The organism is Daquilactobacillus linshuiensis, assembly GCF_052828685.1.
Genome location: NZ_CM128255.1, coordinates 1,089,948 through 1,116,316, shown reverse-complemented (window position 1 = coordinate 1,116,316; position 26,369 = coordinate 1,089,948). Strand labels below are relative to the sequence as shown.

Here is a 26,369-nt window from a genome sequence, read left to right as displayed (position 1 = left end):
CTATTTAAACTATTGTTATAATTTATGTAAATAATTAAGCGAGGCAATTAATGATTAATGAATTTTCTGATAGTGCAAAAGATGTTTTAACGATTGCACAACAAATGACAAAAAAATTCCGTCACAATGCAGTAGGAACTGAACATTTACTATTAGCATTAGATTTAGAGAATGACGGTATAGCTGGTATTGTCTTAAGAGATATGGCTGTTTTTCCTAATGATATTGAGGAAGAAATTGAAAGCTTGACAGGATATGGGTTTAAAGACTCAAAAGTAGCTAGAAATGTTGAACTCCCTTTTTCTGCTAAAACAAGAATGGTTCTTCAATCTGCTCAAGATCAAGTAACCTTTATGCAGTTAAATGAAATAGGTACAGAACATCTATTACTAGCTTTGTTAAATAATAATGATGCTATTGCCAATAGAATTTTAATTAATCTTGGAGTCAGTGTCGTTAAATTAAAGGAACGTCTGTTTAACGAGATGGGAATGCCAAAACGTAATCGTAATAATGACCAGTTTAAAAGAGCTATTAAAAAAATGGCTGACCAAGGACAAGCTGGAACTCCAACGTTAGATTCTTTAGCTAGAGATTTGACTAAAATTGCGCGTGAAGAGCAAACAGACCCAGTTATTGGACGTCAAAAAGAAGTTGAACGAAGTATTCAAATTTTAAGTAGACGTACAAAAAATAACCCTGTTCTTGTTGGAGAGCCTGGAGTTGGTAAAACAGCAATTGTTGAAGGTCTTGCCCAAGCAATTGTAAACAAAGAAGTTCCCTTTGATATGCAAAATAAAAGAATAATGATGTTAGACATGGGAAGTCTTGTTGCTGGAACTAAATATCGTGGAGAGTTTGAAGATAGACTTAAAAAGATTATTAGTGAGATTTATGATGATGGTCAGGTAATATTATTCATTGATGAGCTTCATACACTTGTGGGTGCAGGAGGTGCTGAAGGTGCAATCGATGCATCGAATATTTTGAAGCCTGCACTTGCTAGAGGAGAACTACAGTTAATTGGTGCGACAACACTAGATGAGTATCAAAAATATATTGAAAAAGATTCAGCCCTAGAACGTCGTTTTGCTACTGTTCAAGTCGAAGAGCCAAGTAAAGATGAATCACTTCAAATATTACAAGGCTTGAAACAAAACTATGAAGAATTTCACAAGATAATAATATCTGACGAAGCTTTGCAAGCTGCAGTTGATTTATCGAGTCGCTATTTAACTAATAGATTTTTGCCAGATAAAGCAATAGACTTGGTTGATGAAGCTGCTGCTAAGGTTAGAATAGGTGCTGTTAATAATTCTAGATCAATAAAAGCTGAAAAATTACAAAATGAATTAAAAGAAAAAATAAATGAAAAAAATTCTGCTTTAGAAAATCAGGATTTTGAATTAGCTGCTACGTATCGCCAAGAAGAAAAAGAGCTTCAAAAAAAACTTGATAAATATAATGAAAGAAATGCTAATGGCATAAACGCTAATGTTGTTGTAACTCAAGAAGATATTGCCACTATTGTTTCTCAATGGACTGGTGTACCAGTAGAACAAATGAGCAAAAAAGAGAATGATCGATTAATTAATCTTGAAAAATCATTACATAAACGTGTGATTGGTCAAGATGAAGCAGTTGATGTAATTTCTAGATCAATTAGACGGGCAAGAAGTGGTATTAAAGATCCAAATCGTCCAATTGGTTCATTCTTATTCCTAGGTCCAACTGGTGTTGGTAAAACAGAATTAGCAAAAACACTAGCTCAGGAAGTATTCGGATCAGAAGAAGACATGATAAGAGTTGATATGTCAGAATTTATGGAACAATATAGTACTTCTAAGTTAGTTGGTTCAGCACCTGGATATGTTGGTTATGAAGAAGGCGGACAACTTACCGAAAAAATAAGAAATCACCCATACTCTGTATTATTACTAGATGAAGTTGAAAAAGCTCATCCAGATGTTTTTAATATTTTATTACAGGTACTAGATGATGGTTACCTTACAGACGCTAAGGGTCGTAAAGTGGACTTTAGAAATACTATTATTATCATGACTTCTAATCTTGGAGCAACTAAGATTCAGGAAGAAAAAAGTGTTGGATTTGGTGCAGATAATGCCTCTGAAAATTATGAAGCAATGAAATCGGCAATTTTTGGTGAAATGAAGAATTTCTTTAGACCTGAATTTATTAACAGAATTGATGAAGTAGTAGTCTTTAAAAAATTAGAAAAAGTTCAACTTCGTCAAGTTGTAAAAATTATGGCCAGAAACTTAACAGAACGCTTAAATCAGCAAGATATTCATTTGAAATTTACTAGTTCAGCACTTGATGAAGTTGCTCAAAAGGGCTTTAGTCCTGAATATGGTGCAAGACCTTTGAGACGTGAGTTACAAAAACAAGTTGAAGATAAATTAAGTGAATTATTACTTGCAGGAGAAATAACTTCAGGTGATACAGTTTCTATTGGAACAAAGAAAAATGAAATCAATATAAAAATTACAAAACCTGAAGAAGTCATGTAAGATTCACTTCATTGACAACTTTAAAAAAAGAGCGTAATATATTAAACAGATTTATAAGTGATGAGATATCGCAATCTCCCCTGATATATTGTCCAGGGAAGGTAATAAAAAGCAAAAGTAATACTGTTACTTTTGTCTTTTTTTTGCTCAAATTTCTTTAAAAATGAAATTGTAATGAAATTGTAATATTTTATCAAAATTAATGAAGAGGTGGAAAATTTGGCACAAGACGTCCAATTTGGAAAAAAATCAACTAGACGTAGTTATGCAAGAATCAAAGAAGTTTTAAAGCTTCCTAACTTGATTGAAATTCAAACGAATTCTTATCAGTGGTTCTTAGATGAAGGTCTACGTTCAATGTTTGAAGACATTATGCCTATCCAAGATTTTGCAGGAAATCTTTCTTTGGAATATGTCGATTATAAGTTATTAACACCAAAATATACCGTAGAAGAAGCTCGTGACCATGATGCTAACTACAGTGCTCCTTTACACGTTACTTTAAAATTAACTAACCACGAAACTGGTGAAATTAAGACTCAAGACGTGTTCTTTGGTGATTTCCCAATCATGACTGAAGAAGGAACATTTATTATTAACGGTGCAGAACGTGTTATTGTTTCTCAATTGGTTCGTTCACCAGGTGTGTACTTTAATTCTGATACTGATAAGAACAGTAGAGTAACTTACGGTACAACTGTAATTCCTAACCGTGGTGCATGGTTAGAATATGAAACAGATGCTAAAAATATTTCTTATGTACGTATTGATCGTACAAGAAAATTACCTGTTACTGAATTGGTTCGTGCATTAGGTTTTGGATCAGATTCTGACATTTTAGATATGTTTGGTGAAAATGATTCACTTAACTTAACTCTTGAAAAAGATGTCCATAAAGATGTATCTGATTCTCGTACTGATGAAGCTTTAAAGGATATTTATGAAAGACTTCGTCCAGGAGAGCCTAAAACAGCTGATAGTTCAAGATCATTATTTTATGCACGTTTTTTTGATCCAAAACGTTATGATCTAGCAGAAGTTGGTCGCTATAAAATTAACAAAAAACTAAATCTTCGTACTAGATTGATGAATCAAACTCTTGCTGAGACTTTAGCTGATCCTGATACAGGTGAAGTTATTTTAAATAAAGATACTGTCTTAGACAGAGAAGCAATGGATACTTTAACACCTTATCTTGAAAGAGAAGATTTTAAAGCAACAACATATCAACCTTCTGAAGACGGTGTATTAAGTGATCCTATTACCTTACAAACTATTGAAGTATATTCAAAAAATGATCCAGAAAAAGTAGTTAAGGTTGTAGGAAATGGACATATCCCAGAAAACGTTAGAACTGTATTACCTGCTGATATTCTTTCATCATTGAATTATTTCTTAAATCTTCAAGAAGGTCTTGGAAATACAGATGATATTGATCATTTAGGTAATCGTCGCATTCGTTCCGTTGGTGAATTACTCCAAAACCAATTTAGAATTGGTCTTTCTCGTATGGAACGTGTTGTACGTGAAAGAATGTCAATTCAAGATGTAGATACAATTACACCTCAACAACTTATCAATATAAGACCAGTTGTTGCCTCTATTAAAGAATTCTTTGGTTCAGCACAACTTTCACAATTTATGGATCAAACTAACCCATTGGGAGAAGTTAACCATAAACGTCGTTTATCAGCCCTTGGACCTGGTGGTTTAACTCGTGATCGTGCTGGATATGAAGTTCGTGATGTTCACTATACTCACTATGGTCGTATGTGTCCTATTGAAACTCCTGAAGGACCTAACATCGGACTTATCAATAACTTAGCTAGTTATGCTGTCGTTAACAAATATGGATTTGTTGAAACACCATATCGTCGTGTTTCATGGAAGACACACAAAGTTACAGATAAAATTGATTATTTAACTGCTGATGAAGAAGATAATTATATTGTTGCTCAAGCAAATACTCCTCTTAATGATGATGGATCATTTGCTGATGATGTAGTGTTGGCTAGACATAAAGATGACAATATTGAAACAACACCTGAAAAACTTGATTATATGGACGTTTCTCCAAAACAAGTAGTTTCAGTAGCTACAGCTTGCATTCCTTTCTTGGAAAATGATGATTCAAACCGTGCCTTGATGGGTGCTAACATGCAAAGACAAGCTGTTCCATTGATCAAACCAGAAGCTCCTATCGTTGGAACTGGTATGGAATATATTGCCGCTCATGACTCTGGATCTGCTTTACTTGCTAGTGCAGACGGTGTTGTTGAATATGTTGATGCAAAACAAATTAGAATTAAAGAAAAATCAGAAACAAAGACTTATAAAGTAACTAAGTTCCGTCGTTCTAACTCTGGTAAGAGTTATAACCAAAGACCTATTGTCAGTGTCGGAGATAAAGTTGACGCTGGAGATATTATTGCTGATGGTCCTGCAATGGAAAACGGTGAGCTAGCACTTGGTCAAAATCCAGTTATTGCATTTATGACATGGAATATGTATAACTACGAAGATGCCATTGTTCTTTCTGAAAAAATGGTTCGTGATGATAAATATACTTCAATTCATATTGAAGAATATGAATCAGAAGCTCGTGATACTAAGCTTGGACCTGAAGAAATTACCCGTGAGATTCCAAATGTTGGCGAAGAAGCTCTAAAAGATCTTGATGAAGATGGAATTATTCGCATTGGTGCCGAAGTTAATGACGGTGATATTTTAGTTGGTAAAGTAACACCTAAGGGAGTTACTGAATTATCTGCTGAAGAACGTCTTTTACATGCAATCTTTGGTGAAAAAGCTCGTGAAGTTCGTGATACTTCACTTCGTGTACCACACGGTGGTGGCGGAATAGTTCAAGATGTAAAAATCTTTACTAGAGAAGCTGGCGATGAATTAAGTCCAGGAGTAAATATGATGGTACGTGTATATATTGCTCAAAAACGTAAAATTCAAGTCGGTGATAAGATGGCTGGACGTCACGGTAATAAAGGTACTGTTTCAATTGTTGTTCCAGAAGAAGATATGCCATTCTTGCCAGACGGTACTCCAGTTGACATCTTGTTGAACCCAATGGGTGTTCCATCACGTATGAATATCGGACAAGTTCTTGAATTACATCTAGGTATGGCCGCAAGAAATCTTGGTATAAAAGTTGCTTCACCTGTTTTTGATGGTGTAAATGATGATGATTTATGGGATATTGTTAAAGAAGCTGGTATGGATTCTGATGCTAAGTCAATTCTTTATGATGGTCGTACCGGTGAACCATTCCATAATCGTGTTGCCGTTGGTGTAATGTATTACATGAAATTGGCTCACATGGTTGACGATAAACTTCATGCAAGATCAATCGGACCATATTCATTAGTTACGCAACAACCACTAGGTGGTAAAGCACAATTTGGTGGACAAAGATTTGGTGAAATGGAAGTTTGGGCCTTAGAAGCTTATGGTGCTGCTTACACACTTCAAGAAATTTTGACTTACAAGTCAGATGATATTGTAGGCCGTGTTAAGACATATGAAGCCATTGTTAAGGGTGAACCAATTCCTAAGCCAGGTGTGCCAGAATCATTCCGTGTTCTTGTAAAAGAATTGCAAGCACTTGGTCTAGATATGAAGGTTCTTGATGTTGATCAAACAGAAATTGAACTACGCGATATGGATGATGACGATGACGTAGTCAGTGTTGATGCACTTTCTAAGTTTGCACAAGAACAAGAACAAAAACGTGCTGAAGAAGAAGCAAAACAAAACGAAGAACAAGAAAATAAAATACAAGCAGAACCAGTAATAACAGATTCTGATAATAGTGAAGAATAGGAGGACACCGCGTGATAGACGTTAACAAATTTGAAAGTATGCAAATTGGTTTGGCCTCTCCTGATAAGATTCGTAGTTGGTCTTATGGAGAAGTTAAAAAACCAGAAACAATTAATTATCGTACTTTAAAACCAGAACGTGATGGTCTTTTTGATGAAAGAATTTTTGGACCACAAAAAGATTGGGAATGTGCGTGTGGTAAGTACAAACGTATAAGATATAAGGGTATTGTTTGTGATCGCTGTGGTGTTGAAGTTACTAGATCAAAAGTACGTCGCGAACGTATGGCTCATATTGAACTAGCAGCTCCTGTAACACATATCTGGTACTTTAAAGGTATTCCAAGTCGTATGGGACTTGTTTTAGACATGAGTCCACGCTCTCTTGAAGAAATCATTTATTTTGCTGCATATGTTGTTATTGAACCTGGTAATACAGATCTAGAAGCAAAACAATTAATTACTGAAGCAGAATATCGTAAAAAAGTTGAAGAATTTGGAAATACTTTTGTTGCTAAAATGGGTGCAGAAGCTATTAAAGAATTACTTGCAAAAGTAGATCTTGAAACAGAAATTAAAGAACTTAAAGAAGTTCTTCACTCTGCACAAGGTCAAAAAAGAACTCGTGCAATTCGTCGTTTAGATATATTGGATGCATTTAAAAAGTCAGGAAATAGTCCTGAATGGATGATTCTTGATTGTATTCCAGTTATTCCCCCAGATTTAAGACCTATGGTACAACTTGAGGGTGGACGTTTTGCTACTTCAGATTTAAATGATTTGTATAGACGTGTTATTAACCGTAACAATCGTTTGAAGAGACTTCTTGATCTAAATGCTCCAAATATTATTGTTCAAAATGAAAAAAGAATGTTACAAGAAGCTGTTGATGCTTTGATTGACAATGGTCGTCGTGGTCGTCCTGTTACTGGTCCTGGTAATAGACCATTGAAATCATTGTCACACATGCTTAAAGGTAAACAAGGACGCTTCCGTCAAAACTTACTTGGTAAGCGTGTTGATTATTCAGGACGTTCCGTTATTGATGTTGGTCCTACACTTAAGTTTTATCAGTGTGGATTACCACGTGAAATGGCTCTTGAATTATTCAAACCATTTGTAATGCATGAACTTGTAAAACGTGAAATTGCTTCAAATATCAAGAATGCTAAAAGAAAAATTGAACGTCAAGATGACGAAGTTTGGGATGTTCTTGAAGATGTAATTAAAGAAAGACCTGTTCTTTTAAACCGTGCACCTACACTACATAGACTTGGTATTCAAGCCTTTGAACCTGTTTTAGTAGATGGAAAAGCAATGAGATTACATCCATTAGCTTGTGAAGCTTATAATGCCGATTTTGACGGTGATCAAATGGCTGTTCACGTACCTTTATCTGATGAAGCTCAAGCTGAGGCTCGTATGTTAATGCTTGCTGCCCATCATATCTTGGCACCAAAAGATGGAAAACCTATTGTTACTCCATCTCAAGACGTTGTTTTAGGTCACTATTTCCTAACTATTGAAGAAAAAGGTCGTAGTGGAGAAGGCACAATTTTCAAAGATACTAATGAAGTAATTATGGCTTATCGTACAGGCCGTGTTCATTTCCATTCAAGAATTGGTTTGGCAGTAAACTCATTGTCTAACAAGCCTTTCACAAAAGAACAAAGAAATAAAATAATGGTTACAAGTGTTGGTAAAGTAATATTTAATGAAGTTTTACCAGAAGACTTTAATTTCTTAAATGAGCCAACACAAAGCAATATTGAAAATGGTGTTCCTGACAAGTATTTCCTAGATGAAGGACAGGATATCAAAGAATATCTATCAGATGCTCCTTTAATTGATCCATTTAAGAGTGGATTTTTAAGTGACATCATTGCTCAGATTTTTAAAGTTTATAGAGTTCAAAGAACCTCAGAATTACTTGATGATATGAAAGAACTTGGATACACAGTATGTACAGTTTCTGGCTTAACTGTTGGTGTTAAAGATGTTCCTCAATTAGCTGAAAAAAGTGAAATAGTAGAAACGGCACATAATGGTGTTGCTACTGTTTCTAAACAATTCCGTCGTGGATTGATAACTGATGAAGAGCGCCACGATAGAGTTATTTCAATTTGGAATGATGCAAAAGATAACATCCAACAAAAATTGATTGATTCTTTTGATCCAACTAATCCTATCAGTATGATGAGTGATTCTGGAGCTCGTGGAAATATCTCTAACTTTACTCAACTTGCCGGTATGCGTGGACTTATGGCTGCTCCTAATGGTGGTATGATGGAAGTTCCTGTTACATCAAACTTCCGTGAAGGACTTTCTGTTTTGGAAATGTTCATGTCAACTCACGGTGCTAGAAAAGGTATGACTGATACAGCCTTGAAGACTGCTAACTCAGGTTACTTGACTCGTCGTCTTGTTGATGTTGCTCAAGATGTTATTGTTCGTGAAGAAGATTGTCATACAGACCGCGGATTAATTGTTTCTGCTTTCAAAGAAGGAAATGAAATGATTGAGCCATTGTTTGATAGAATTGTTGGTCGTTATACACAAAAGACTGTATTTAATCCAGAAACTCATGATGTTATTGTTCCTAAAGGAACATTGATGGATGAAGATATGGCTCAAGAGATTGTTGATGCAGGTGTTGAAACTGTAACAATCCGTTCAGCATTCACATGTAATACAAAACATGGTGTATGTAAGAAATGTTACGGCCGCAACCTTGCTACTGGTGAAGAAGTAGAAATTGGTGAAGCAGTTGGTACAGTTGCTGCTCAATCAATCGGTGAACCAGGTACACAACTTACAATGCGTAACTTCCATACCGGTGGTGTTGCTGGTGGAAATGATATCACTCAAGGGCTTCCTCGTATTCAAGAAATTGTTGAAGCTCGTAATCCTAAGGGACAAGCAATTATTTCTGAAGTAGATGGGATAATTACTGCAATTGATGAAAACCCTGCGGAACACACAAGAGAAATTACAGTTGAAGGTAAAACTGATACTCGTACTTATAGTGTTCCTTATGCTTCAAGTGTTGAAGTTTCAGAAGGTGATCATATTAAACGTGGTGGTAAGTTGACTGGTGGTTCTACAGATCCTAAACAACTTATCCAAATAACTGATGTATTAACAACTGAAACTTATATGCTTTCAGAAGTTCAAAAAGTTTATCGTATGCAAGGTATTGATATTTCAGATAAGCATTTTGAGGTAATGATTAGACAAATGATTCGTAAGATGCGGGTTCTAGATCCGGGTGATGCTGATGTATTACCAGGTGCATTACTTGATATTGCTGATTTCACTGAAATTAACCGTGCCGTTCTTGCTAAGAGTGGTGTTCCTGCAACTGGTAGACCTGTTCTTCTTGGTATTACAAAGGCTAGTTTGGAAACAAATAGTTTCTTATCTGCCGCTTCATTCCAAGAAACAACTAGAGTTCTAACAGATGCATCAATTCGTGGTAAGAATGATCCTCTACTTGGACTTAAAGAAAATGTTATTATCGGTAAAATTATTCCAGCTGGTACAGGTATGGCTAAGTATCGCCATATGGAACCAAAGAAAAATGGTCCGGTAGCAACAAATGCTTTAAACGGAGCCTATACTATCTCAGATATTGAAGCTCAAATGAAAGAAGCAGAAGAATCTAATAAAGAATAAGAAAAACACCCTAGATAGGGTGTTTTTTTGTATACTCTAATTTAAAGGAGTAAATATGAAAAATACAAAATTAAAATTATCTAACGCGTTAAAAGAAATGATGGAAACACAATCAATTGATCACATTACTGTAAACCAATTATCTGAATTTGCTAATGTTTCTAGAAACACTTTTTATTATCATTTTATAGATATTCATGATGCCTTGTCTTGGACATATAATCACGAAGTAATAGAGCAACTTGATAATTATCAAAATCAACAATACTGGAAAGATGGAATAAAATTAGTTCTTGATTATATAGAAGAGAATCAAAAATTTTGTTTAAATACTTTTCGATCTTTAAATAGAGATTTATTGAATCACTTTTTATATGAACATTTGTTTTCAATGGTTGTAGAAGTGGTAGATGAAATTAATGACGAATGTTCTGAACAATTAAGAGATGAAATTGGAAATTTTTATAGTTGGGCAATTGTGGCACAAATCGTTCAATGGTTAGTTACTAACTTAACTGAATCAAAAGAGGAATTTTTAAATAGAATGTATACGATGCTTCATACCACTATTGCACATGTTATTGAATATAATATGAATTTGGACAAATAAGCATTATTGACTATATGAATACGTTTTCAACTCTTTTATGATAGGTCATAAAAGGAGGTAGAAAAATGTTTTTATTTAGTAATATAAATTATATTGATATTTTTGTTTGGATTATTGTTGTTGCAATATTAATGATATTAAATGAAATCGCAAGATTTAGTAAGATAGCGTCTGTTGGATTATTTATAATATTGCCAATTTTATTGACCATTTTTGTTTGGCCAAATACAGCAGGCCCAGGAAGTAGTACGGGAACATGGTTTCATTGGATGAAAGTATATTCCACATTAGCGGGTTGTTTGGGATTTATGGCACTACGTTATTTCCCAAAACTTGCAAAGAATAAATGGTGTTTATTATTTCCACCTTTAATATTAGCATTTAATATATGTGAAGCAGTGATTAGAGATTTCCAAGTTTCAAGTATGCATGGAGTTATTGATGGTGTGTTCATGAACGGTGGAGCTTGGAACATAATGAATGGAATAGCAGGAATAATAAATATTATTACTATCACGGGTTGGTTTGGTATTGTAATTAGCAAAGATAAACAAAAAGATATGTTGTGGCCAGACCAGATATGGTCATGGATTATTGCTTATGATGTTTGGAACTTTGCTTATGTTTATAACTGTGTTGGAGATCATTCGTTTTACGCAGGTCTTGCATTACTAGTTGCGCCAACAACAGCTGCTTTTTTAATTAAAAAGGGTACTTGGCTTCAAGCAAGAGCACAAACATTAGCATTTTGGATGATGTTTACAATGAGCTATCCAATGTTTGTAACTGATAGTCAATTTTCAGTAGCAAGTTCTCATAATAGTGTAGCTTTATTTACAGTAAGTTTACTAGCTCTATTAATAAATATTGCTGTTTTGGTTTTACATATTTATAGAGTTAAAAAGTACCATAAAAATATATTTAAAGATGAAGTATACAAGGGTACAGGCGCTTATTTAAAAGTTATCAAAAGCAAATAAAAATCTAGGGATATTATATTATCCCTAGATTTTTTAATTGTATTACTATCGAAAAACTCCAATAAATATAAGGTACAAAATGAATTTTTTTATCATACGGATTTTTAAAAGTCTCAATGATTATGCAGAAAAAACAAGAAATTAAAATAATTAGTAAACAATAGTATAATGGGAAAAATAATGCTAAAAATGAAAGAATTTCAACATCACCAAATCCTAAACCTTTGGTGAGTAATGAAAAGGCGAGAAGACATACAAAGACTATAAAAAAATTAGCTAACGAAAAACTAAAAAAAGGTAATAGTATTATCATAGGTATAAATAAAATCGGCATTATTATTCCATAAAAAAAGTCCATTGTAGAAAATATTAATAATAATGATAAAACACATATTTGCAATATTGCAGTTGATGAATTCAATTTAATAATAACAATAGTAACTCCAAAAAATAGTTCATTTAAAGGAAAAAATAACGAAATATTGTTATGACAATTAGTACATTTGCCTCTAGACATTACATAGCCCAAAATGGGGATTAGATTAAACCATTTAAGCTGTTTTTTACAGTAATCACAATGTGATCGAGGATAAATAATACTTTGACTAAGTGGCATACGAGTTCCAATTAAACATAAAAAAGAACTGATACATGTTGATAAAATAAAAATATAAAAAGTATAGATATAATTCATAAAATCACCTCATAAGTGAAATTACGCAGAAGTTTGAAATTATGTTGACAAACATTGCTTTTAGATGGTAAATTAGTAACTGTGCTTTTTAGTGGACACTATTGTCTTGCGAAGATAAGCCAACTCAACCACATGCGTGGTATTTTATTTTATTCAAAAATGAAACACCTGGATGTGTGTATTTAAATAATAAAATATATAGGAGGAACCTTTAATGCCAACAATTAATCAATTGGTCCGTAAAGGTCGTAAATCAAAGACATCAAAATCAGATTCACCTGCTTTGAACTTTGGTTACAACAGTATGAAGAAAACTTTGACTGACACACCAGCTCCACAAAAACGTGGTGTTGCAACTCGTGTTGGTACAATGACACCTAAGAAACCTAACTCTGCTTTACGTAAGTATGCTCGTGTTCGTTTATCAAACTTAATTGAAGTTACAGCATACATTCCTGGTGAAGGTCATAACTTACAAGAACATAGTGTTGTTCTTATCCGTGGTGGTCGTGTAAAAGATTTACCTGGTGTTCGTTATCACGTTATCCGTGGTGCTTTAGATACTGCCGGTGTTGATGGCCGTATGCAAAGCCGTTCAAAATATGGTGCTAAAAGACCTAAGAAATAATAAAAAATATATTTAAAATACTGGAGGTAATCTAAATGCCTAGAAAAGGTACTGTAGCAAAACGTGATGTTTTGCCTGACCCAATTTATAACTCAAAACTTGTTACTCGTTTGATTAACCATGTTATGAAAGATGGAAAACGTGGTACATCATCAAAAATTATTTATGATGCATTTAATAAAATTAAAGAAACAACAGGAAATGAACCACTAGACGTATTTGAAGAAGCAATGAACAACATTATGCCTGTTCTTGAAGTTAAAGCTCGTCGTATTGGTGGATCAAACTATCAAATTCCTATCGAAGTTCGTCCAGAACGTCGTACAACATTAGGATTACGTTGGTTAACTAATTATGCTCGTTTACGTGGTGAACATACTATGGTTGACAGACTTGCTAATGAAATTATGGACGCTGCTAACAATACTGGTGCTGCTGTTAAAAAACGTGAAGACACTCATAAGATGGCTGATGCTAACCGTGCCTTTGCACATTATCGTTGGTAATATCGTTTAATCGATAAATTCGAGAGGAGAAATTTAATTAATGGCAAACAAACGTGAATTTCCATTAAAAGATACACGTAATATTGGTATCATGGCTCATATTGATGCTGGTAAAACAACAACTACAGAACGTATTCTGTATTACACAGGTAAAATCCATAAAATTGGTGAAACTCATGAAGGTGCTTCACAAATGGATTGGATGGAACAAGAACAAGAACGTGGTATTACAATTACATCTGCTGCTACAACTGCAGAATGGAAGAAAAATCGTATTAACATCATCGATACTCCGGGTCACGTTGACTTTACAATCGAGGTTGAACGTTCACTACGTGTTTTAGATGGTGCTATCACAGTTCTTGATGCTCAATCAGGTGTTGAGCCACAAACCGAAAATGTTTGGCGTCAAGCTACAACATATTCAGTTCCAAGAATCGTTTTTGTTAACAAAATGGATAAAATTGGTGCTAATTTTGACTATTCTGTTGAAACATTACATGACAGACTAGATGCTAATGCTCATGCTATTCAAATGCCTATTGGTGCTGAAGATCAATTTGAAGGTGTTATTGATTTGATCGAAATGGTTGCTGATATTTATGATGAAGATGAATTGGGTTCAAAATGGGATACAGTTGAAATTCCTGATCAATATAAAGAAGAAGCAGAAAAGAAACGTCAAGAATTAATTGAAGCTGTTGCTGATGTTGATGACGATGTTATGGGTAAGTATCTTGAAGGTGAAGAAATCACTAAAGATGAACTAAAAGCTGCTATTCGTAAAGCTACAATTGATTTGAAATTTTACCCTGTTCTTGCAGGTTCAGCATTTAAAAATAAAGGTGTTCAAATGTTAATGGATGCCGTTGTAGATTACTTACCATCTCCATTAGATGTTAAACCTTATAATGCCGTAAATCCTGCAGATGATTCAGAAGTTTCTCTTGTTGCTGATGATGACAAACCATTTGCTGGACTTGCATTTAAGATTGCAACAGATCCATTCGTTGGTCGTTTGACATTCTTCCGTGTTTACACTGGTACTTTGGAATCAGGCTCATATGTATTGAATGCGTCAAAAGATAAACGTGAACGTGTTGGACGTCTTCTACAAATGCACTCAAATCACCGTAATGAAATTCCAGAAGTATTTTCAGGTGATATTGCCGCAGCTATCGGTTTGAAAGATACAACGACTGGTGATTCCTTGACTGATCCAGATCATCCATTGATTCTTGAATCACTTGAAATTCCTGAACCAGTTATCCAAGTTTCTATTGAACCAAAATCAAAAGAAGATAGAGATAAGTTAGATGTTGGTCTTCAAAAACTAGCAGAAGAAGATCCTACATTTAGAGCTGAAACAAACCCTGAAACTGGAGAAACACTTATTTCTGGTATGGGTGAGCTTCATTTAGATATTCAAGTTGATCGTTTGAGACGTGAATTTAAAGTTGATGCACAAATTGGTGCTCCACAAGTTGCTTATCGTGAAACATTTACTAAAGCAACACAAGCACAAGGTAAATTTGTTCGTCAATCAGGTGGTAAAGGTCAATATGGTGATGTTTGGGTTGAATTTACTCCAAATGAAGAAGGCGCTGGCTTTGAATTTGAAGATGCTATTGTTGGTGGTGTTGTTCCTCGTGAATACATTCCTTCAGTAGAACAAGGTCTTAAAGAAGCAATGCAAAATGGTGTATTAGCTGGATTCCCATTAATTGATGTAAAAGCTAAACTTTATGATGGTAGTTATCATGATGTCGATTCTTCTGAAGCTGCCTTTAAGATTGCCGCTTCAATTGCGTTGAGAAATGCTGCTAAGTCGGCTGGTGCTGTTATCCTTGAACCAATCATGAAAGTTGAAATTGTTGCCCCAGAAGATTATCTAGGTGATGTTATGGGACACGTGACAGCTAGACGTGGTCGTGTTGAAGGAATGGAAGCTCGTGGTAATGCCCAACTTGTTAATGCATATGTTCCTCTTTCAGAAATGTTTGGATATGCAACCACATTACGTTCAGCAACTCAAGGACGTGGTACATTTACTATGGTAATGGATCATTACGAACCAGTTCCTAAGAGTATTCAAGAAGAAATTATTAAAGAAAATGGTGGAAAAATAGTTAATCCAGAAGATGAATAATTATTTTTCAAAAAAGACTCGAATTTATCGAGTCTTTTTTTATTTATTTCGTGAAAAAGCCTTGATATTACTCGTGATTTCTTGTAATATATTACTCGTGCTGATTATCCCTTGGGATAAGTATGCTCAATTGAGTATTTAGGAATACTCTCGGTGAAGAAGTGGGAGGTTGCGACACACCCGGCCGCTTTGCCACGGCAAGTGTGGCGGATATTTCCACTGAGCCGGTCATTTTAAAGACAAAAAGGAGGTAACCCCATGGCAAGTCAAAAGATTCGTATTCGTTTGAAAGCTTATGAACATCGCATTCTTGATCAATCAGCTGACAAGATTGTTGAAACAGCAAAGAGAACTGGTGCTGAAATTTCAGGACCAATTCCATTGCCAACAGAACGTTCACTTTATACAGTACTTCGTTCACCACATAAGCACAAAGATTCTCGTGAACAATTCGAAATGCGTACACATAAAAGACTTATCGACATCGTAAATCCATCAGAAAAGACAGTAGATTCTTTGATGAAATTAGATTTACCAAGTGGTGTGGATATTGAAATCAAATTATAATAACAAAAATAAACTAATGGAGGTGTAAACATGGCCAGAAAAGGTATTCTCGGTAGAAAAGTTGGAATGACTCAAATCTTTACTGACAACGGTGAATTAATTCCTGTAACAGTTGTTGAAGCTACTCCAAACGTTGTTATGCAACTTAAGACAGTTGAAAATGACGGTTATGAAGCTGTACAACTTGGTTTTGAAGACATGCGTGAAGTATTGAGTAACAAACCAGCTAAGGGTCATGCTGAAAAATCAAAATCTACTCCTAAACGCTTCATTCGCGAATTCCGTGATGTAGATATGGGAGCTTACGAGCTTGGTTCTGAAGTGAAGGTTGATACTTTCGCTGAAGGAGAAATTGTTGATGTAACTGGTGTTACTAAGGGTCACGGTTTCCAAGGAAATATTAAAAAAGATGGTCAATCACGTGGTCCAGAAACTCACGGTTCACGTTACCATAGAATCCCAGGTTCAATGGGAGCAGTTATTAACCGTGTATTCAAAGGTAAAAAATTACCTGGACGTATGGGTAACAAGACTGTTACAACACAAAATCTATCAATTGCTAAAATTGATGTTGAAAATAACGTAATTATGATCAAAGGTAATGTTCCTGGTGCTAAGAATTCACTAGTAAAAGTTCAATCAGGTATTAAAGCTTTGGCAAAATCAGAAGATAAATAGGAAAGGAGGAGCTTAAATGACTAAGATTACATCATTCAAAGAAAATGGAACAAAGGGAACAGATGTTGAGTTAAATGATTCAATTTTTAATATTGAACCAAACGATAACGTAATTTTTGATGCTGTTGTTATGCAACGTGCATCAATGAGACAAGGTACTCACGCTGTTAAAAACCGTTCTGAAGTTCGTGGTGGTGGTAGAAAACCATGGCGTCAAAAAGGTACTGGTAGAGCTCGTCAAGGGTCAATCAGATCACCTCAATGGGTTGGTGGTGGAACTGTATTTGGTCCTACACCAAGATCATATGCATACCATCTTCCAAGAAAAGTTAGCCGTTTGGCATTGAAATCTGTTCTTTCACAAAAGGCTAAAGATGGAAATGTAATAGTAATTGATTCAATTGACTATAAAGAACCAAAAACAAAAGTGTTTGCTAAATTGTTGAACAAAGTTAAATCAACAGGTAAGACATTGGTAGTAGTTGAAGAAGAAAATGAAAATGTAGCATTATCTGCAAGAAACTTAGATAAAGTTACAGTAGTTGCTTCTCGTAAGATTAATGTTTTAGATGTTATTAACAATGAAAAACTTGTAATTACAAAAGCTGCACTTTCAAATATTGAGGAGGTGCTTGGATAATGAATGCACGTGATATAGTTCTACGTCCGGTAATCACTGAACAATCTATGGCTATCATGGACGATAAAAAGTACACATTTGACGTTGCTGTTGACGCTAACAAAATCCAAGTACGTCAAGCAATTGAAGAAATCTTTGATGTAAAAGTTAAAGCAGTAAATATTATGAATGTTAAAGGTCATAAAAAACGCGTTGGTCGTTATGAAGGTATGACTAAAAAACGTCGTAAAGCTATTGTTGCTCTTACAGAAGACTCTAAAGAAATTAAAATTTTTGAAGATTAATATAGAAGAAGGAGGAATTTTGTAATGGGTATTATTAAATATAAACCAACTACAAACGGTCGTCGTAATATGACTGCTTTGGACTTTGAAGAAATTACAAAGACAAAGCCTGAAAAGACTTTGCTTGAATCTCAAGGTCATACAGCTGGTCGTAACTCATACGGTCACATTACTGTTCGTCACCGTGGTGGTGGACACAAACAAAAATATCGTATAATCGATTTTAAACGTATCAAAGATGATTCTAAAGCTCTTGTTAAAGCTATTGAATATGATCCAAATAGAACAGCAAATATTGCATTACTACATTATGAAGATGGTGTTAAATCTTATATCTTAGCACCTAAAGGATTAACTGTAGGAACTGTTATTGAATCAGGACCTGCTTCAGATATTAAAGTAGGTAATGCTTTACCACTTGAAAATATCCCAGTTGGTTCAATTATTCATAATATTGAAATGAAACCTGGAAAAGGTGGACAAATTGCTCGTTCAGCGGGTACATCAGCTCAAGTACTTGGTCGTGATGGTAAATATACTCAAGTAAGATTATCATCAGGTGAAGTAAGATTGATTCTTTCAGCTTGCCGTGCAACTATTGGTGAAGTTGGTAATGAACAACACGAATTAATTAATATTGGTAAAGCTGGTCGTAAAAGATGGATGGGTATTCGCCCAACAGTTCGTGGTTCTGTAATGAACCCTAACGATCACCCACACGGTGGTGGTGAAGGTAAAGCTCCTATCGGACGTCCATCTCCATTATCACCATGGGGTAAAAAGACTCTTGGTAAGAAAACACGATCATCTCATGCCAAATCAGAAAAACTTATTATTCGTCATAGAAAAGGTAAATAATCTGATATTTGAATTTATTTTAAAAAAGGAGGCAACAAGATGACTCGTAGTCTTAAAAAAGGACCTTTCGTCGATGAGCATTTGATGAAAAAAGTCCAAGCACAAGAAGATCAAGATAAAAAAGCGGTAATTAAAACTTGGTCTCGTCGTTCAACAATATTCCCTAACTTTGTAGGCGCAACAATCGCTGTACATGACGGACGTAAACATGTTCCAGTTTATATACAAGAAGATATGGTTGGTCACAAACTAGGTGAATTTGTTCCTACACGTACTTTCCACGGTCATGGAGCAGACGACAAAAAAACTAAGTAAAATAGTTTTACTAAATGAAGGGAGAATGTCAGATGGCTGAGCAAATTACTTCAGCAGTAGCAAAAGCTAAAACTGTTCGCATTGCTCCTCGTAAGCTTCGTCTTGTTATTGACCTTGTTCGTGGCAAGAATGTTGCAGAGGCTCTAGCAATATTGCAATTCACACCTAACGCTGGTGCTCCAGTTATTACTAAGGTTGTGAAGTCTGCAGTTGCTAATGCAGAACATAATTTTGATTTAGATGCACAAAACTTATATATCAGTGAAGCATTCGTAGATGAAGGACCAACACTTAAACGTTTCCGTCCTCGTGCTAAGGGATCAGCTTCACCAATTAATAAAAGAACATCTCACGTAACAGTGGTTGTTTCAGAAAAAGAATAGTATAGGAGGGAAACTAGTGGGTCAAAAAATTAATCCTATTGGATTTCGTGTTGGCGTAATTCGTGACTGGGATGCCAAATGGTATGCAGACAAGAAAGATTTTGCTAATTATTTACACGAAGATCTAAGAATACGTAAATTTATTGAAGAAAAATTATCAGACGCTTCAGTTTCACGTATTGAAATTGAACGTGCTGCAAAACGTATTAACGTTTCTATCCATACTGCAAAACCAGGAATGGTTATCGGTAAGGGTGGAGCAGAAGTTGATAACTTGCGTAAGCAACTTAACAATTTAACTGGTAAAAATGTACACATTAATATTGTAGAAATTAAAAAACCTGATTTAGATGCTAAATTAGTTGGTGAAAGTATTGCTCGTCAACTTGAAGCACGTATTGCCTTTCGTCGTGCACAAAGACAAGCTGTTACACGCTCTCGTCGTGCTGGTGCTAAAGGCATTAAGACACAAATTTCTGGTCGTTTGAATGGGGCAGATATGTCACGTCGTGAATGGCATACAGAAGGTACAGTTCCATTGCATACATTAAGAGCAGATATTGACTATGCTTGGGTTGAAGCAACAACTACTTACGGAAATCTTGGTGTTAAAACTTGGATTTATCGTGGAGAAGTTCTTCCAGCTAAAGCTAACAAAGATAATAATCAGGATGCGAAAGGAGGGAAATAGCCAATGCTAGTACCAAAACGTGTTAAACATCGTCGTGAATTTCGTGGTAAGATGCGTGGAGCCGCAAAGGGTGGTAAAGAATTAACATTCGGTAAATACGGTTTACGTTCACTAGATTCACATTGGATTTCAAATAGACAAATCGAAGCTGCTCGTGTTGCGATGACTCGTTACATGAAACGTGGTGGTAAAGTTTGGATTAAAATTTTCCCTCATAAATCTTACACTGCTAAAGGTGTTGGGGTTCGTATGGGTAATGGTAAAGGTGCACCAGCTGGTTGGGTAGCTCCAGTAAAACGTGAAAAAATCATGTTTGAAATTGATGGAGTTTCTGAAGAAGTTGCTCGTGAAGCACTTAGACTTGCATCACACAAATTACCAGTTAGAACCAAATTCGTTAAACGCGAGGAAGTAGGTGGCGAATCTGATGAAAACTAATGAAATTAAAGAATTAACCACTGATCAAATGCTTGATAAAGAAAAGCAATATAAAGAAGAACTTTTTAACTTACGTTTCCAACAAGCAACTGGACAATTGGAAAATACTGCAAGACTTAAAAAAGTTAGAAAAAATATTGCGCGCATTAAAACAGTGTTACAACAAACAGAAAGTAAATAATAAATAGGAAGGAGTACTAAACTTGAGCGAATTAAATGAAAGAAATCGTCGTAAAGTATACCAAGGTCGTGTTGTTTCAGATAAGATGGATCAAACTATTACAGTAGTTGTTGAAACTTATAAGACTCATCCTGTATATGGTAAACGTGTTAAATACTCAAAGAAGTACTACGCACAAGATGATAACAATGAAGCAAAAGTTGGCGATATTGTTCGTATCATGGCTACTAGACCATTATCACGTACAAAACGCTTCCGTTTATTAGAAATCGTTGAAAAAGCGGTAATTATTTAAAACTTCTATTATAAAGTTTAAACGAGAGGAGGACCAACATAGTGATTCAACAAGAAAGTCGTTTGAAAGTTGCTGATAATTCAGGAGCTAGAGAAATTTTAACTATTAAAGTACTTGGTGGCTCAAACCGTAAAACTGCCAACATTGGTGATATTATTGTTGCAACTGTTAAACAAGCAACACCAGGTGGCGTTGTTAAAAAAGGTGATGTTGTTAAAGCTGTTATTGTAAGAACTGTATCAGGAGCACATCGTGCTGATGGTTCATATATTAGATTTGATGAAAATGCAGCAGTTATCATTAACGCTGATAAAACACCTCGAGGCACACGTATCTTTGGACCGGTAGCTCGTGAATTACGTGACAATGATTTCATGAAGATTGTTTCATTGGCACCAGAAGTATTATAAAAATAATTTATGATCTACAGATTGAAAAGATTAAACAAGGAGGTGCTGATCTATGTTTGTAAAAACTGGTGATAATGTCAAAGTTATTTCAGGAAATGACAAAGGCAAAGAAGGTAAAGTCCTTAAAGTATTTCCTAAGAATGACAAGGTATTAGTTGAAGGTATTAATGTTGCAAAGAAACATCAAAAACCAACTAATCAAGAACCAAATGGTGGTATTGTTGATGCTGAAATGCCAATTAGTGTTTCAAATGTTGCACTAGCAAAGAAATCTGCTAAAAAGACAACTACATCAAAAACAACAACAAAGAAAACTACTGCTAAGAAGACAACAAAAAAAGAAACAACAAAATCAACTTCTAAAAAAGATGATAAATAACGGAAGGGAGGACTAATAATAAATGGTAAGTAATTTAAAAAAGAAATATGTTGAAGAAATCACACCAGCTTTGGTAGAAAAATTCAACTATAGTTCAGTTATGCAAACACCCAAAATTGAAAAAATTGTTTTAAATATGGGTGTTGGTGATGCTGTTTCTAATTCAAAAAATTTAGATGATGCTGTTGAAGAACTAACTCTTATCGCAGGTCAAAAACCATTAATAACAAAAGCTAAGAAGTCAATTGCTGGTTTCCGTTTACGTGAAGGTATGTCAATTGGTGCTAAAGTTACATTACGTGGTGAAAAAATGTATGATTTCTTATATAAATTAATCAACATTTCACTTCCTCGTGTTCGTGACTTTCGTGGAGTTAGCGATAAATCTTTTGATGGTCGCGGTAACTACACACTTGGTGTTAAAGAACAATTAATCTTCCCAGAAATCGATTACGATATGGTTAATCGTGTTCGCGGATTAGATATTGTTATTGTTACAACAGCAAATACTGATGAAGAAGCAAAAGAATTGCTTAAACAAGTCGGTATGCCATTTGCTAAATAATAAAGGAGGTCAAATAATTGGCTAAGAAATCTCAAATTGCAAAGAACCATCGTCCAGCAAAGTATAAAGTTCAAGAGTATACACGTTGTGAACGTTGTGGTCGTCCACATTCTGTTTATCGCAAATTTAAGCTTTGCCGTGTTTGCCTTCGCGAATTAGCTCACAAGGGCCAAATTCCTGGTATGAAGAAAGCTAGTTGGTAAAAACAAAATTAATTACAGGAGGTAAATAGAATGGTAATGACAGATCCTATTGCAGATTACCTAACACGTATTCGTAATGCTAATATGGTTAGACATACATCTGTATCAGTTCCTGCTTCAAACATGAAAAAAAATATTTCAGAAATTTTGAAGCGTGAAGGTTTCATTAAAGATTACGAAGTTGTTGAAGATAATAAACAAGGTATGATCAATATCACACTAAAGTTTGATCAAAACAATGAACGTGTATTAACAGGTTTAAAGCGTATTTCAAGACCAGGTCTAAGAAGTTACGTAAATTCTGAAGAAGTTCCCAAAGTTCTTAACGGATTAGGTATTGCTATTATTTCTACTTCTGAAGGTGTTATCACCGATAAAGAAGCTCGCGCTAAGAAAATTGGTGGCGAAGTAATTGCATACGTTTGGTAAGAATAAGAATTAGATAAGGAGGTGCACAACTTGAGTCGTATTGGTTTAAAAACAATCGAAGTACCTGCAGATGTAACAGTTACTAAAAATGGTAACGAAATCACTGTTAAAGGTCCTAAAGGTGAATTGACAAGAGAATTCAGTCCAAAAATTAAATTTGTTCAAGAAGGTAATGTTGCAAGATTTGAACGTGAAAGTGAAAATGATAAAGCATTACATGGAACAATGCGTGCTAATTTAAACAACATGGTTGAAGGTGTTGTTAATGGATTTGAAAAGAAACTTCAACTAATTGGTGTTGGTTACCGTGCACAACTTAAAGGTAGTCAACTAGAACTTAATGTTGGATATTCACATCCAGTACTTATGGATGCTCCAGAAGGCATTAAGATTGAAGTTCCATCAAATACTGAAATTACAATTTCAGGAATCAGTAAACAGGTTGTTGGACAATTTGCTGCTGAAATCAGAGACGTAAGACCACCAGAACCTTATAAAGGTAAAGGAATTCGTTATGTTGATGAATATGTTCGTCGTAAAGAAGGTAAGACTGGTAAATAATTAAGTCTTACAAAAATAATATGAGGTGAAAAAATGATTTCTAAACCAGATAAAAACAAGATACGCCTAAAACGTCATAAACGTGTCCGTGGTAAAATCTCTGGTACTGCTGAGCGCCCACGCTTAAACGTATTTCGCTCAAATGCTAACATCTACGCTCAAGTAATTGATGACGTAGCGGGTGTGACGCTAGTAAGTGCCTCAAGTATTGATAAAGAAATTAAAGACGGTTCAAAAACTGAAAAAGCTGCTGCCGTAGGTGCACTTGTTGCAAAACGTGCTGCAGAAAAGAAGATTGTTGATGTTGTGTTTGACCGTGGTGGTTATATCTATCATGGACGTGTTCAAGCACTAGCAGAAGCAGCTCGTGAAAATGGACTAAAATTCTAAAAAGGAGGATACCTAAGTATGACATTTATCGATCCATCACAATTTGAATTAGAAGATCGTGTTGTTGCTATTAACAGAGTTACAAAAGTTGTAAAAGGTGGACGTCGTCTACGCTTTGCTGCTATTGTAGTTGTTGGTGATAAGAACGGTCATGTAGGTTTTGGTACTGGTAAAGCTCAAGAAGTTCCAGAAGCTATTCGTAAAGCGGTTGAAGATGCTAAAAAGAACTTGATTGAAGTACCAATGGTTGGTACAACTATTCCTCATGAAATCATTGGGAAATTTGGTGCTGGCGAAATCTTATTAAAACCAGCTTCAGAAGGTTCAGGTATTGCTGCTGGTGGTTCAGTTCGTTCAGTTGTTGAACTTGCTGGTATTGCTGATATTACAGGTCAAATGTTGCGTAGTAATACACCAATTAACGTTATTCGTGCAACAATTGACGGTTTAAGTCGTTTAAAAACAGCCGAAGGTGTTTCATCACAACGTGGTGTCTCAGCTCAAGATTTGCTTAACTAGAAAGGTGTGTCGTAAATAATGGCTAAATTAAAAATTACTCTTATTAGAAGTGCAGCACACCGTATTCCAGCTCAACGCAAAATTGTTAAAGAGCTAGGGTTGGGTCGTATTAGTAGTTCTGTTATTAAGAACGATGATCCAGCAACACGCGGTGCTATTGTAAAAATTGCACATTTAGTAAATGTTGAAGAAGTTAAATAATTATAAGAAATAAACAAGGAGGTACCTTTTCATGGAATTACATAATCTTAAACCAAGTACTGGTTCAAGAAGTTCTAGAAAACGTGTAGGTAGAGGTACTTCATCAGGTACAGGTAAAACTGCAGGACGTGGACAAAAGGGTCAACTAGCAAGATCAGGTGGTAAAACACGTATTGGTTTTGAAGGTGGACAAATGCCTTTATTCCGTCGTATGCCAAAACGCGGATTTAACAATATCAATAGAAAAGAATATGCTGTTGTTAATTTAAGCGATTTAGCTAAGTTTAAAGATGGTTCTGAAGTAACTGTTGCTTCATTAAAAGAAGCTGGAATCATTAAAAAAGAACTTGCAGGAGTTAAGTTACTTGCTAATGGTGAGGTTAAAGCTAAGCTTACAGTTAAAGTTGCAAAATGCTCAAATGCTGCTAAAGAAGCAATTGAAGCTGCAGGTGGTTCTGTCGAGGTGATTTAATGTTTAAAACAATCAAAGCTGCTCTGAAAGTTAAAGAAATAAGAAAAAAGATTTTCTTTACTTTAATGATCTTGGCTATATATAGATTGGGTTCATATATTGCTGTGCCAGGTGTTAATGCTTCAGCAATGAATAAAATTAGTGCTACTGGATTAGTTCCATTATTGGATACTGTTTCTGGTGGTGGCTTATCAAATTATTCTATATTCTCAATGGGTGTTTCACCGTTCATTACTGCTCAAATTGTTGTTCAATTATTGCAAATGGATATTGTTCCTCGATTCGTTGAATGGAGTAAACAAGGTGAAGTTGGACGTAGAAAATTAAATCAAGTTACTCGTTACTTAACGATCATACTTGGATTAATTCAGTCAATTGGTATAACAGCTGGATTTAACGCACTTAGCGGCATGGGACTTGTTAAGAAACCAAGTATTCAGACATTTTTGATTATTGGAATCATCTTAACTGGTGGAACAATGTTGCTTACTTGGCTAGGTGAACAAATTACTGATAAGGGTCTTGGTAATGGTGTTTCAATGATAATCTTTGCAGGTATCATTGCAAGAATGCCAAATGGCCTTTATAAGTTATTTAATGATCAGATTGCTAGTTCAAATAAAAGTGATTTAGCTAAAAATATTGGATTTTTAGTTGGAGTTATTTTAGTAATTCTTATAGTCACCGTTTTTGTTACTTTTGTACAGCAAGCGGTTAGAAAAATACCTATCCAATATACAAGACGTGCTACTAGTGGTGGAAGCGAAAGTTTTCTTCCGCTAAAAGTTAACGTTGCTGGTGTTATTCCTGTTATTTTTGCTAGTTCATTTATTGTTACTCCCCAGACTATTATGATGGCTTTTCAAGCAAGTCATGGTGATGAAAATTGGTTCAAAGTATTAAGTAACATTTTTAACATGCAAACTACAACGGGGGCACTTCTTTACACCTTATTGATTATTTTATTTACTTTCTTTTATGCATTTGTTCAAGTCAATCCTGAAAAACTTGCTGAAAATTTACAAAAACAAGGTGCCTATATTCCAGGTGTATGGCCTGGAAATGGAACAATTAAGTTTGTTTCTGGTGTTTTGATGAGACTTTCAACAGTTGGATCATTATTCTTGGGACTAATTGCATTGCTTCCCTTATTAGCATCAAATATATTTGGATTACCTCAATCTATTGGATTAGGTGGGACAAGTTTACTTATTGTTATAGGGGTTGCTTTAGAAAGTGATCGTCAACTTAAGGGATTATTAATGAAACGTAAATATGTAGGTTTTATTAGATAATAAAAATTT

31 protein-coding genes are annotated in these 26,369 nt (G+C 34.9%); 30 read left to right on the top strand and 1 reads right to left on the bottom strand.

The features are described 5' to 3' along the window. The first annotated feature begins 50 nt into the window (after positions 1-50). The 5 genes from ACUV9F_RS06115 to ACUV9F_RS06095 all read left to right on the top strand — a co-directional run bounded on the left by ACUV9F_RS06115 (position 51) and on the right by ACUV9F_RS06095 (position 11,629). A complete protein-coding gene (locus ACUV9F_RS06115; RefSeq protein WP_446183394.1) occupies positions 51-2,531 on the top strand; it encodes an ATP-dependent Clp protease ATP-binding subunit in 2,481 nt (826 codons plus the stop codon). A gap of 210 nt (positions 2,532-2,741) precedes the next feature. Beyond that, positions 2,742-6,365, top strand: a complete 3,624-nt coding sequence (gene rpoB, locus ACUV9F_RS06110; RefSeq protein WP_446183393.1) for a DNA-directed RNA polymerase subunit beta — start codon at positions 2,742-2,744, stop codon at positions 6,363-6,365. An 11-nt stretch (positions 6,366-6,376) separates the two neighbouring features. Beyond that, positions 6,377-10,039 carry a DNA-directed RNA polymerase subunit beta' gene (rpoC, locus tag ACUV9F_RS06105; protein ID WP_446183392.1) on the top strand — a complete coding sequence of 1,221 codons (3,663 nt, stop codon included), beginning with the start codon at positions 6,377-6,379 and terminating at the stop codon, positions 10,037-10,039. A gap of 55 nt (positions 10,040-10,094) precedes the next feature. Continuing rightward, complete coding sequence (locus ACUV9F_RS06100; protein WP_446183391.1) at positions 10,095-10,649, top strand: TetR/AcrR family transcriptional regulator C-terminal domain-containing protein; 555 nt, start codon at positions 10,095-10,097, stop codon at positions 10,647-10,649. A 65-nt stretch (positions 10,650-10,714) separates the two neighbouring features. Continuing rightward, complete coding sequence (locus tag ACUV9F_RS06095; RefSeq protein WP_446183390.1) at positions 10,715-11,629, top strand: DUF5692 family protein; 915 nt, start codon at positions 10,715-10,717, stop codon at positions 11,627-11,629. A 13-nt stretch (positions 11,630-11,642) separates the two neighbouring features. Here ACUV9F_RS06095 and ACUV9F_RS06090 read toward each other — a convergent pair whose 3' ends face one another. Next, positions 11,643-12,323, bottom strand: a complete 681-nt coding sequence (locus ACUV9F_RS06090) for a prepilin peptidase (RefSeq protein ID WP_446183389.1) — start codon at positions 12,321-12,323, stop codon at positions 11,643-11,645. A 214-nt stretch (positions 12,324-12,537) separates the two neighbouring features. Between ACUV9F_RS06090 and rpsL the strand changes: the two genes are divergently transcribed. The 25 genes from rpsL to secY all read left to right on the top strand — a co-directional run bounded on the left by rpsL (position 12,538) and on the right by secY (position 26,360). Then, on the top strand, positions 12,538-12,951 hold the full coding sequence (gene rpsL, locus ACUV9F_RS06085; RefSeq protein ID WP_446183388.1) for a 30S ribosomal protein S12: 414 nt from the start codon (positions 12,538-12,540) through the stop codon (positions 12,949-12,951). 35 nt (positions 12,952-12,986) lie between these two features. After that, positions 12,987-13,457, top strand: coding sequence for a 30S ribosomal protein S7 (gene rpsG, locus ACUV9F_RS06080; protein ID WP_446183387.1), 471 nt, complete (start codon positions 12,987-12,989; stop codon positions 13,455-13,457). 40 nt (positions 13,458-13,497) lie between these two features. Next, entirely contained in the window at positions 13,498-15,606 is a 2,109-nt protein-coding gene (gene fusA / locus ACUV9F_RS06075) for an elongation factor G (protein ID WP_446183386.1), read from the top strand. 258 nt (positions 15,607-15,864) lie between these two features. Then, positions 15,865-16,173 carry a 30S ribosomal protein S10 gene (gene rpsJ / locus ACUV9F_RS06070; protein ID WP_446183385.1) on the top strand — a complete coding sequence of 103 codons (309 nt, stop codon included), beginning with the start codon at positions 15,865-15,867 and terminating at the stop codon, positions 16,171-16,173. A 30-nt stretch (positions 16,174-16,203) separates the two neighbouring features. Next, positions 16,204-16,851 carry a 50S ribosomal protein L3 gene (rplC, locus tag ACUV9F_RS06065; protein ID WP_446183384.1) on the top strand — a complete coding sequence of 216 codons (648 nt, stop codon included), beginning with the start codon at positions 16,204-16,206 and terminating at the stop codon, positions 16,849-16,851. Between the two features lie 16 nt (positions 16,852-16,867). After that, on the top strand, positions 16,868-17,491 hold the full coding sequence (rplD, locus tag ACUV9F_RS06060) for a 50S ribosomal protein L4 (RefSeq protein ID WP_446183383.1): 624 nt from the start codon (positions 16,868-16,870) through the stop codon (positions 17,489-17,491). Further along, positions 17,491-17,775 carry a 50S ribosomal protein L23 gene (rplW, locus tag ACUV9F_RS06055; RefSeq protein WP_446183382.1) on the top strand — a complete coding sequence of 95 codons (285 nt, stop codon included), beginning with the start codon at positions 17,491-17,493 and terminating at the stop codon, positions 17,773-17,775. Before rplD ends, rplW begins: the two co-directional genes overlap by 1 nt. A gap of 24 nt (positions 17,776-17,799) precedes the next feature. Further along, the gene (gene rplB, locus ACUV9F_RS06050; RefSeq protein WP_446183381.1) at positions 17,800-18,633 is read left to right on the top strand and encodes a 50S ribosomal protein L2; all 834 of its coding nucleotides are present in this window, start codon (positions 17,800-17,802) and stop codon (positions 18,631-18,633) included. A 39-nt stretch (positions 18,634-18,672) separates the two neighbouring features. Further along, complete coding sequence (gene rpsS, locus ACUV9F_RS06045) at positions 18,673-18,948, top strand: 30S ribosomal protein S19 (protein WP_446183380.1); 276 nt, start codon at positions 18,673-18,675, stop codon at positions 18,946-18,948. Between the two features lie 32 nt (positions 18,949-18,980). After that, positions 18,981-19,331 (top strand): 50S ribosomal protein L22, encoded by a 351-nt coding sequence (rplV, locus tag ACUV9F_RS06040; RefSeq protein ID WP_446183379.1) that lies wholly within the window; start codon positions 18,981-18,983, stop codon positions 19,329-19,331. A 16-nt stretch (positions 19,332-19,347) separates the two neighbouring features. Continuing rightward, positions 19,348-20,022 (top strand): 30S ribosomal protein S3, encoded by a 675-nt coding sequence (rpsC, locus tag ACUV9F_RS06035; protein WP_446183378.1) that lies wholly within the window; start codon positions 19,348-19,350, stop codon positions 20,020-20,022. A gap of 3 nt (positions 20,023-20,025) precedes the next feature. Further along, positions 20,026-20,460: a 50S ribosomal protein L16 gene (rplP, locus tag ACUV9F_RS06030; protein WP_446183377.1), complete on the top strand. Its 435-nt coding sequence runs from the start codon at positions 20,026-20,028 to the stop codon at positions 20,458-20,460. Continuing rightward, positions 20,450-20,641: a 50S ribosomal protein L29 gene (rpmC, locus tag ACUV9F_RS06025; protein ID WP_446183376.1), complete on the top strand. Its 192-nt coding sequence runs from the start codon at positions 20,450-20,452 to the stop codon at positions 20,639-20,641. Before rplP ends, rpmC begins: the two co-directional genes overlap by 11 nt. A gap of 22 nt (positions 20,642-20,663) precedes the next feature. Continuing rightward, complete coding sequence (gene rpsQ / locus ACUV9F_RS06020) at positions 20,664-20,936, top strand: 30S ribosomal protein S17 (protein ID WP_446183375.1); 273 nt, start codon at positions 20,664-20,666, stop codon at positions 20,934-20,936. Between the two features lie 41 nt (positions 20,937-20,977). Next, complete coding sequence (gene rplN / locus ACUV9F_RS06015; RefSeq protein WP_259596409.1) at positions 20,978-21,346, top strand: 50S ribosomal protein L14; 369 nt, start codon at positions 20,978-20,980, stop codon at positions 21,344-21,346. Between the two features lie 52 nt (positions 21,347-21,398). After that, positions 21,399-21,725 carry a 50S ribosomal protein L24 gene (gene rplX / locus ACUV9F_RS06010; RefSeq protein ID WP_446183374.1) on the top strand — a complete coding sequence of 109 codons (327 nt, stop codon included), beginning with the start codon at positions 21,399-21,401 and terminating at the stop codon, positions 21,723-21,725. Positions 21,726-21,747: 22 nt separating this feature from the next. Continuing rightward, positions 21,748-22,290 carry a 50S ribosomal protein L5 gene (gene rplE / locus ACUV9F_RS06005; RefSeq protein WP_446183373.1) on the top strand — a complete coding sequence of 181 codons (543 nt, stop codon included), beginning with the start codon at positions 21,748-21,750 and terminating at the stop codon, positions 22,288-22,290. A 17-nt stretch (positions 22,291-22,307) separates the two neighbouring features. Further along, entirely contained in the window at positions 22,308-22,493 is a 186-nt protein-coding gene (locus tag ACUV9F_RS06000) for a type Z 30S ribosomal protein S14 (protein WP_302083109.1), read from the top strand. Positions 22,494-22,523: 30 nt separating this feature from the next. Continuing rightward, positions 22,524-22,922 carry a 30S ribosomal protein S8 gene (gene rpsH, locus ACUV9F_RS05995; protein ID WP_446183372.1) on the top strand — a complete coding sequence of 133 codons (399 nt, stop codon included), beginning with the start codon at positions 22,524-22,526 and terminating at the stop codon, positions 22,920-22,922. A 30-nt stretch (positions 22,923-22,952) separates the two neighbouring features. After that, positions 22,953-23,483 carry a 50S ribosomal protein L6 gene (gene rplF / locus ACUV9F_RS05990; protein WP_446183371.1) on the top strand — a complete coding sequence of 177 codons (531 nt, stop codon included), beginning with the start codon at positions 22,953-22,955 and terminating at the stop codon, positions 23,481-23,483. A gap of 33 nt (positions 23,484-23,516) precedes the next feature. Then, positions 23,517-23,873 carry a 50S ribosomal protein L18 gene (gene rplR, locus ACUV9F_RS05985; RefSeq protein WP_446183370.1) on the top strand — a complete coding sequence of 119 codons (357 nt, stop codon included), beginning with the start codon at positions 23,517-23,519 and terminating at the stop codon, positions 23,871-23,873. 18 nt (positions 23,874-23,891) lie between these two features. After that, positions 23,892-24,392 (top strand): 30S ribosomal protein S5, encoded by a 501-nt coding sequence (gene rpsE, locus ACUV9F_RS05980; protein WP_446183369.1) that lies wholly within the window; start codon positions 23,892-23,894, stop codon positions 24,390-24,392. An 18-nt stretch (positions 24,393-24,410) separates the two neighbouring features. Further along, positions 24,411-24,593, top strand: coding sequence for a 50S ribosomal protein L30 (gene rpmD / locus ACUV9F_RS05975; protein WP_446183368.1), 183 nt, complete (start codon positions 24,411-24,413; stop codon positions 24,591-24,593). A gap of 31 nt (positions 24,594-24,624) precedes the next feature. Beyond that, entirely contained in the window at positions 24,625-25,065 is a 441-nt protein-coding gene (rplO, locus tag ACUV9F_RS05970) for a 50S ribosomal protein L15 (RefSeq protein ID WP_446183367.1), read from the top strand. Then, positions 25,065-26,360 carry a preprotein translocase subunit SecY gene (secY, locus tag ACUV9F_RS05965; protein WP_446183366.1) on the top strand — a complete coding sequence of 432 codons (1,296 nt, stop codon included), beginning with the start codon at positions 25,065-25,067 and terminating at the stop codon, positions 26,358-26,360. Before rplO ends, secY begins: the two co-directional genes overlap by 1 nt. Positions 26,361-26,369: the final 9 nt, after the last annotated feature.

What these genes read in the sequence shown, in the direction of transcription:
- fusA (WP_446183386.1), top strand. Translation starts at nt 13,498, where the DNA reads ATGGCAAACAAACGTGAATTTCCATTAAAAGATACACGTAATATTGGT.
- ACUV9F_RS06100 (WP_446183391.1), top strand. Translation starts at nt 10,095, where the DNA reads ATGAAAAATACAAAATTAAAATTATCTAACGCGTTAAAAGAAATGATG.
- rplX (WP_446183374.1), top strand. Translation starts at nt 21,399, where the DNA reads ATGTTTGTAAAAACTGGTGATAATGTCAAAGTTATTTCAGGAAATGAC.
- rpsG (WP_446183387.1), top strand. Translation starts at nt 12,987, where the DNA reads ATGCCTAGAAAAGGTACTGTAGCAAAACGTGATGTTTTGCCTGACCCA.
- ACUV9F_RS06095 (WP_446183390.1), top strand. Translation starts at nt 10,715, where the DNA reads ATGTTTTTATTTAGTAATATAAATTATATTGATATTTTTGTTTGGATT.
- rpmD (WP_446183368.1), top strand. Translation starts at nt 24,411, where the DNA reads ATGGCTAAATTAAAAATTACTCTTATTAGAAGTGCAGCACACCGTATT.
- secY (WP_446183366.1), top strand. Translation starts at nt 25,065, where the DNA reads ATGTTTAAAACAATCAAAGCTGCTCTGAAAGTTAAAGAAATAAGAAAA.
- rpmC (WP_446183376.1), top strand. Translation starts at nt 20,450, where the DNA reads ATGAAAACTAATGAAATTAAAGAATTAACCACTGATCAAATGCTTGAT.
- rpsS (WP_446183380.1), top strand. Translation starts at nt 18,673, where the DNA reads ATGACTCGTAGTCTTAAAAAAGGACCTTTCGTCGATGAGCATTTGATG.
- rplV (WP_446183379.1), top strand. Translation starts at nt 18,981, where the DNA reads ATGGCTGAGCAAATTACTTCAGCAGTAGCAAAAGCTAAAACTGTTCGC.
- rplD (WP_446183383.1), top strand. Translation starts at nt 16,868, where the DNA reads ATGACTAAGATTACATCATTCAAAGAAAATGGAACAAAGGGAACAGAT.
- rplE (WP_446183373.1), top strand. Translation starts at nt 21,748, where the DNA reads ATGGTAAGTAATTTAAAAAAGAAATATGTTGAAGAAATCACACCAGCT.
- rplP (WP_446183377.1), top strand. Translation starts at nt 20,026, where the DNA reads ATGCTAGTACCAAAACGTGTTAAACATCGTCGTGAATTTCGTGGTAAG.
- rplW (WP_446183382.1), top strand. Translation starts at nt 17,491, where the DNA reads ATGAATGCACGTGATATAGTTCTACGTCCGGTAATCACTGAACAATCT.
- rpsE (WP_446183369.1), top strand. Translation starts at nt 23,892, where the DNA reads ATGACATTTATCGATCCATCACAATTTGAATTAGAAGATCGTGTTGTT.
- rplB (WP_446183381.1), top strand. Translation starts at nt 17,800, where the DNA reads ATGGGTATTATTAAATATAAACCAACTACAAACGGTCGTCGTAATATG.
- rpsH (WP_446183372.1), top strand. Translation starts at nt 22,524, where the DNA reads ATGGTAATGACAGATCCTATTGCAGATTACCTAACACGTATTCGTAAT.
- rplO (WP_446183367.1), top strand. Translation starts at nt 24,625, where the DNA reads ATGGAATTACATAATCTTAAACCAAGTACTGGTTCAAGAAGTTCTAGA.
- rplC (WP_446183384.1), top strand. Translation starts at nt 16,204, where the DNA reads ATGGCCAGAAAAGGTATTCTCGGTAGAAAAGTTGGAATGACTCAAATC.
- ACUV9F_RS06090 (WP_446183389.1), bottom strand. Translation starts at nt 12,323, where the DNA reads ATGAATTATATCTATACTTTTTATATTTTTATTTTATCAACATGTATC.
- rpsL (WP_446183388.1), top strand. Translation starts at nt 12,538, where the DNA reads ATGCCAACAATTAATCAATTGGTCCGTAAAGGTCGTAAATCAAAGACA.
- ACUV9F_RS06115 (WP_446183394.1), top strand. Translation starts at nt 51, where the DNA reads ATGATTAATGAATTTTCTGATAGTGCAAAAGATGTTTTAACGATTGCA.
- rplR (WP_446183370.1), top strand. Translation starts at nt 23,517, where the DNA reads ATGATTTCTAAACCAGATAAAAACAAGATACGCCTAAAACGTCATAAA.
- rpsJ (WP_446183385.1), top strand. Translation starts at nt 15,865, where the DNA reads ATGGCAAGTCAAAAGATTCGTATTCGTTTGAAAGCTTATGAACATCGC.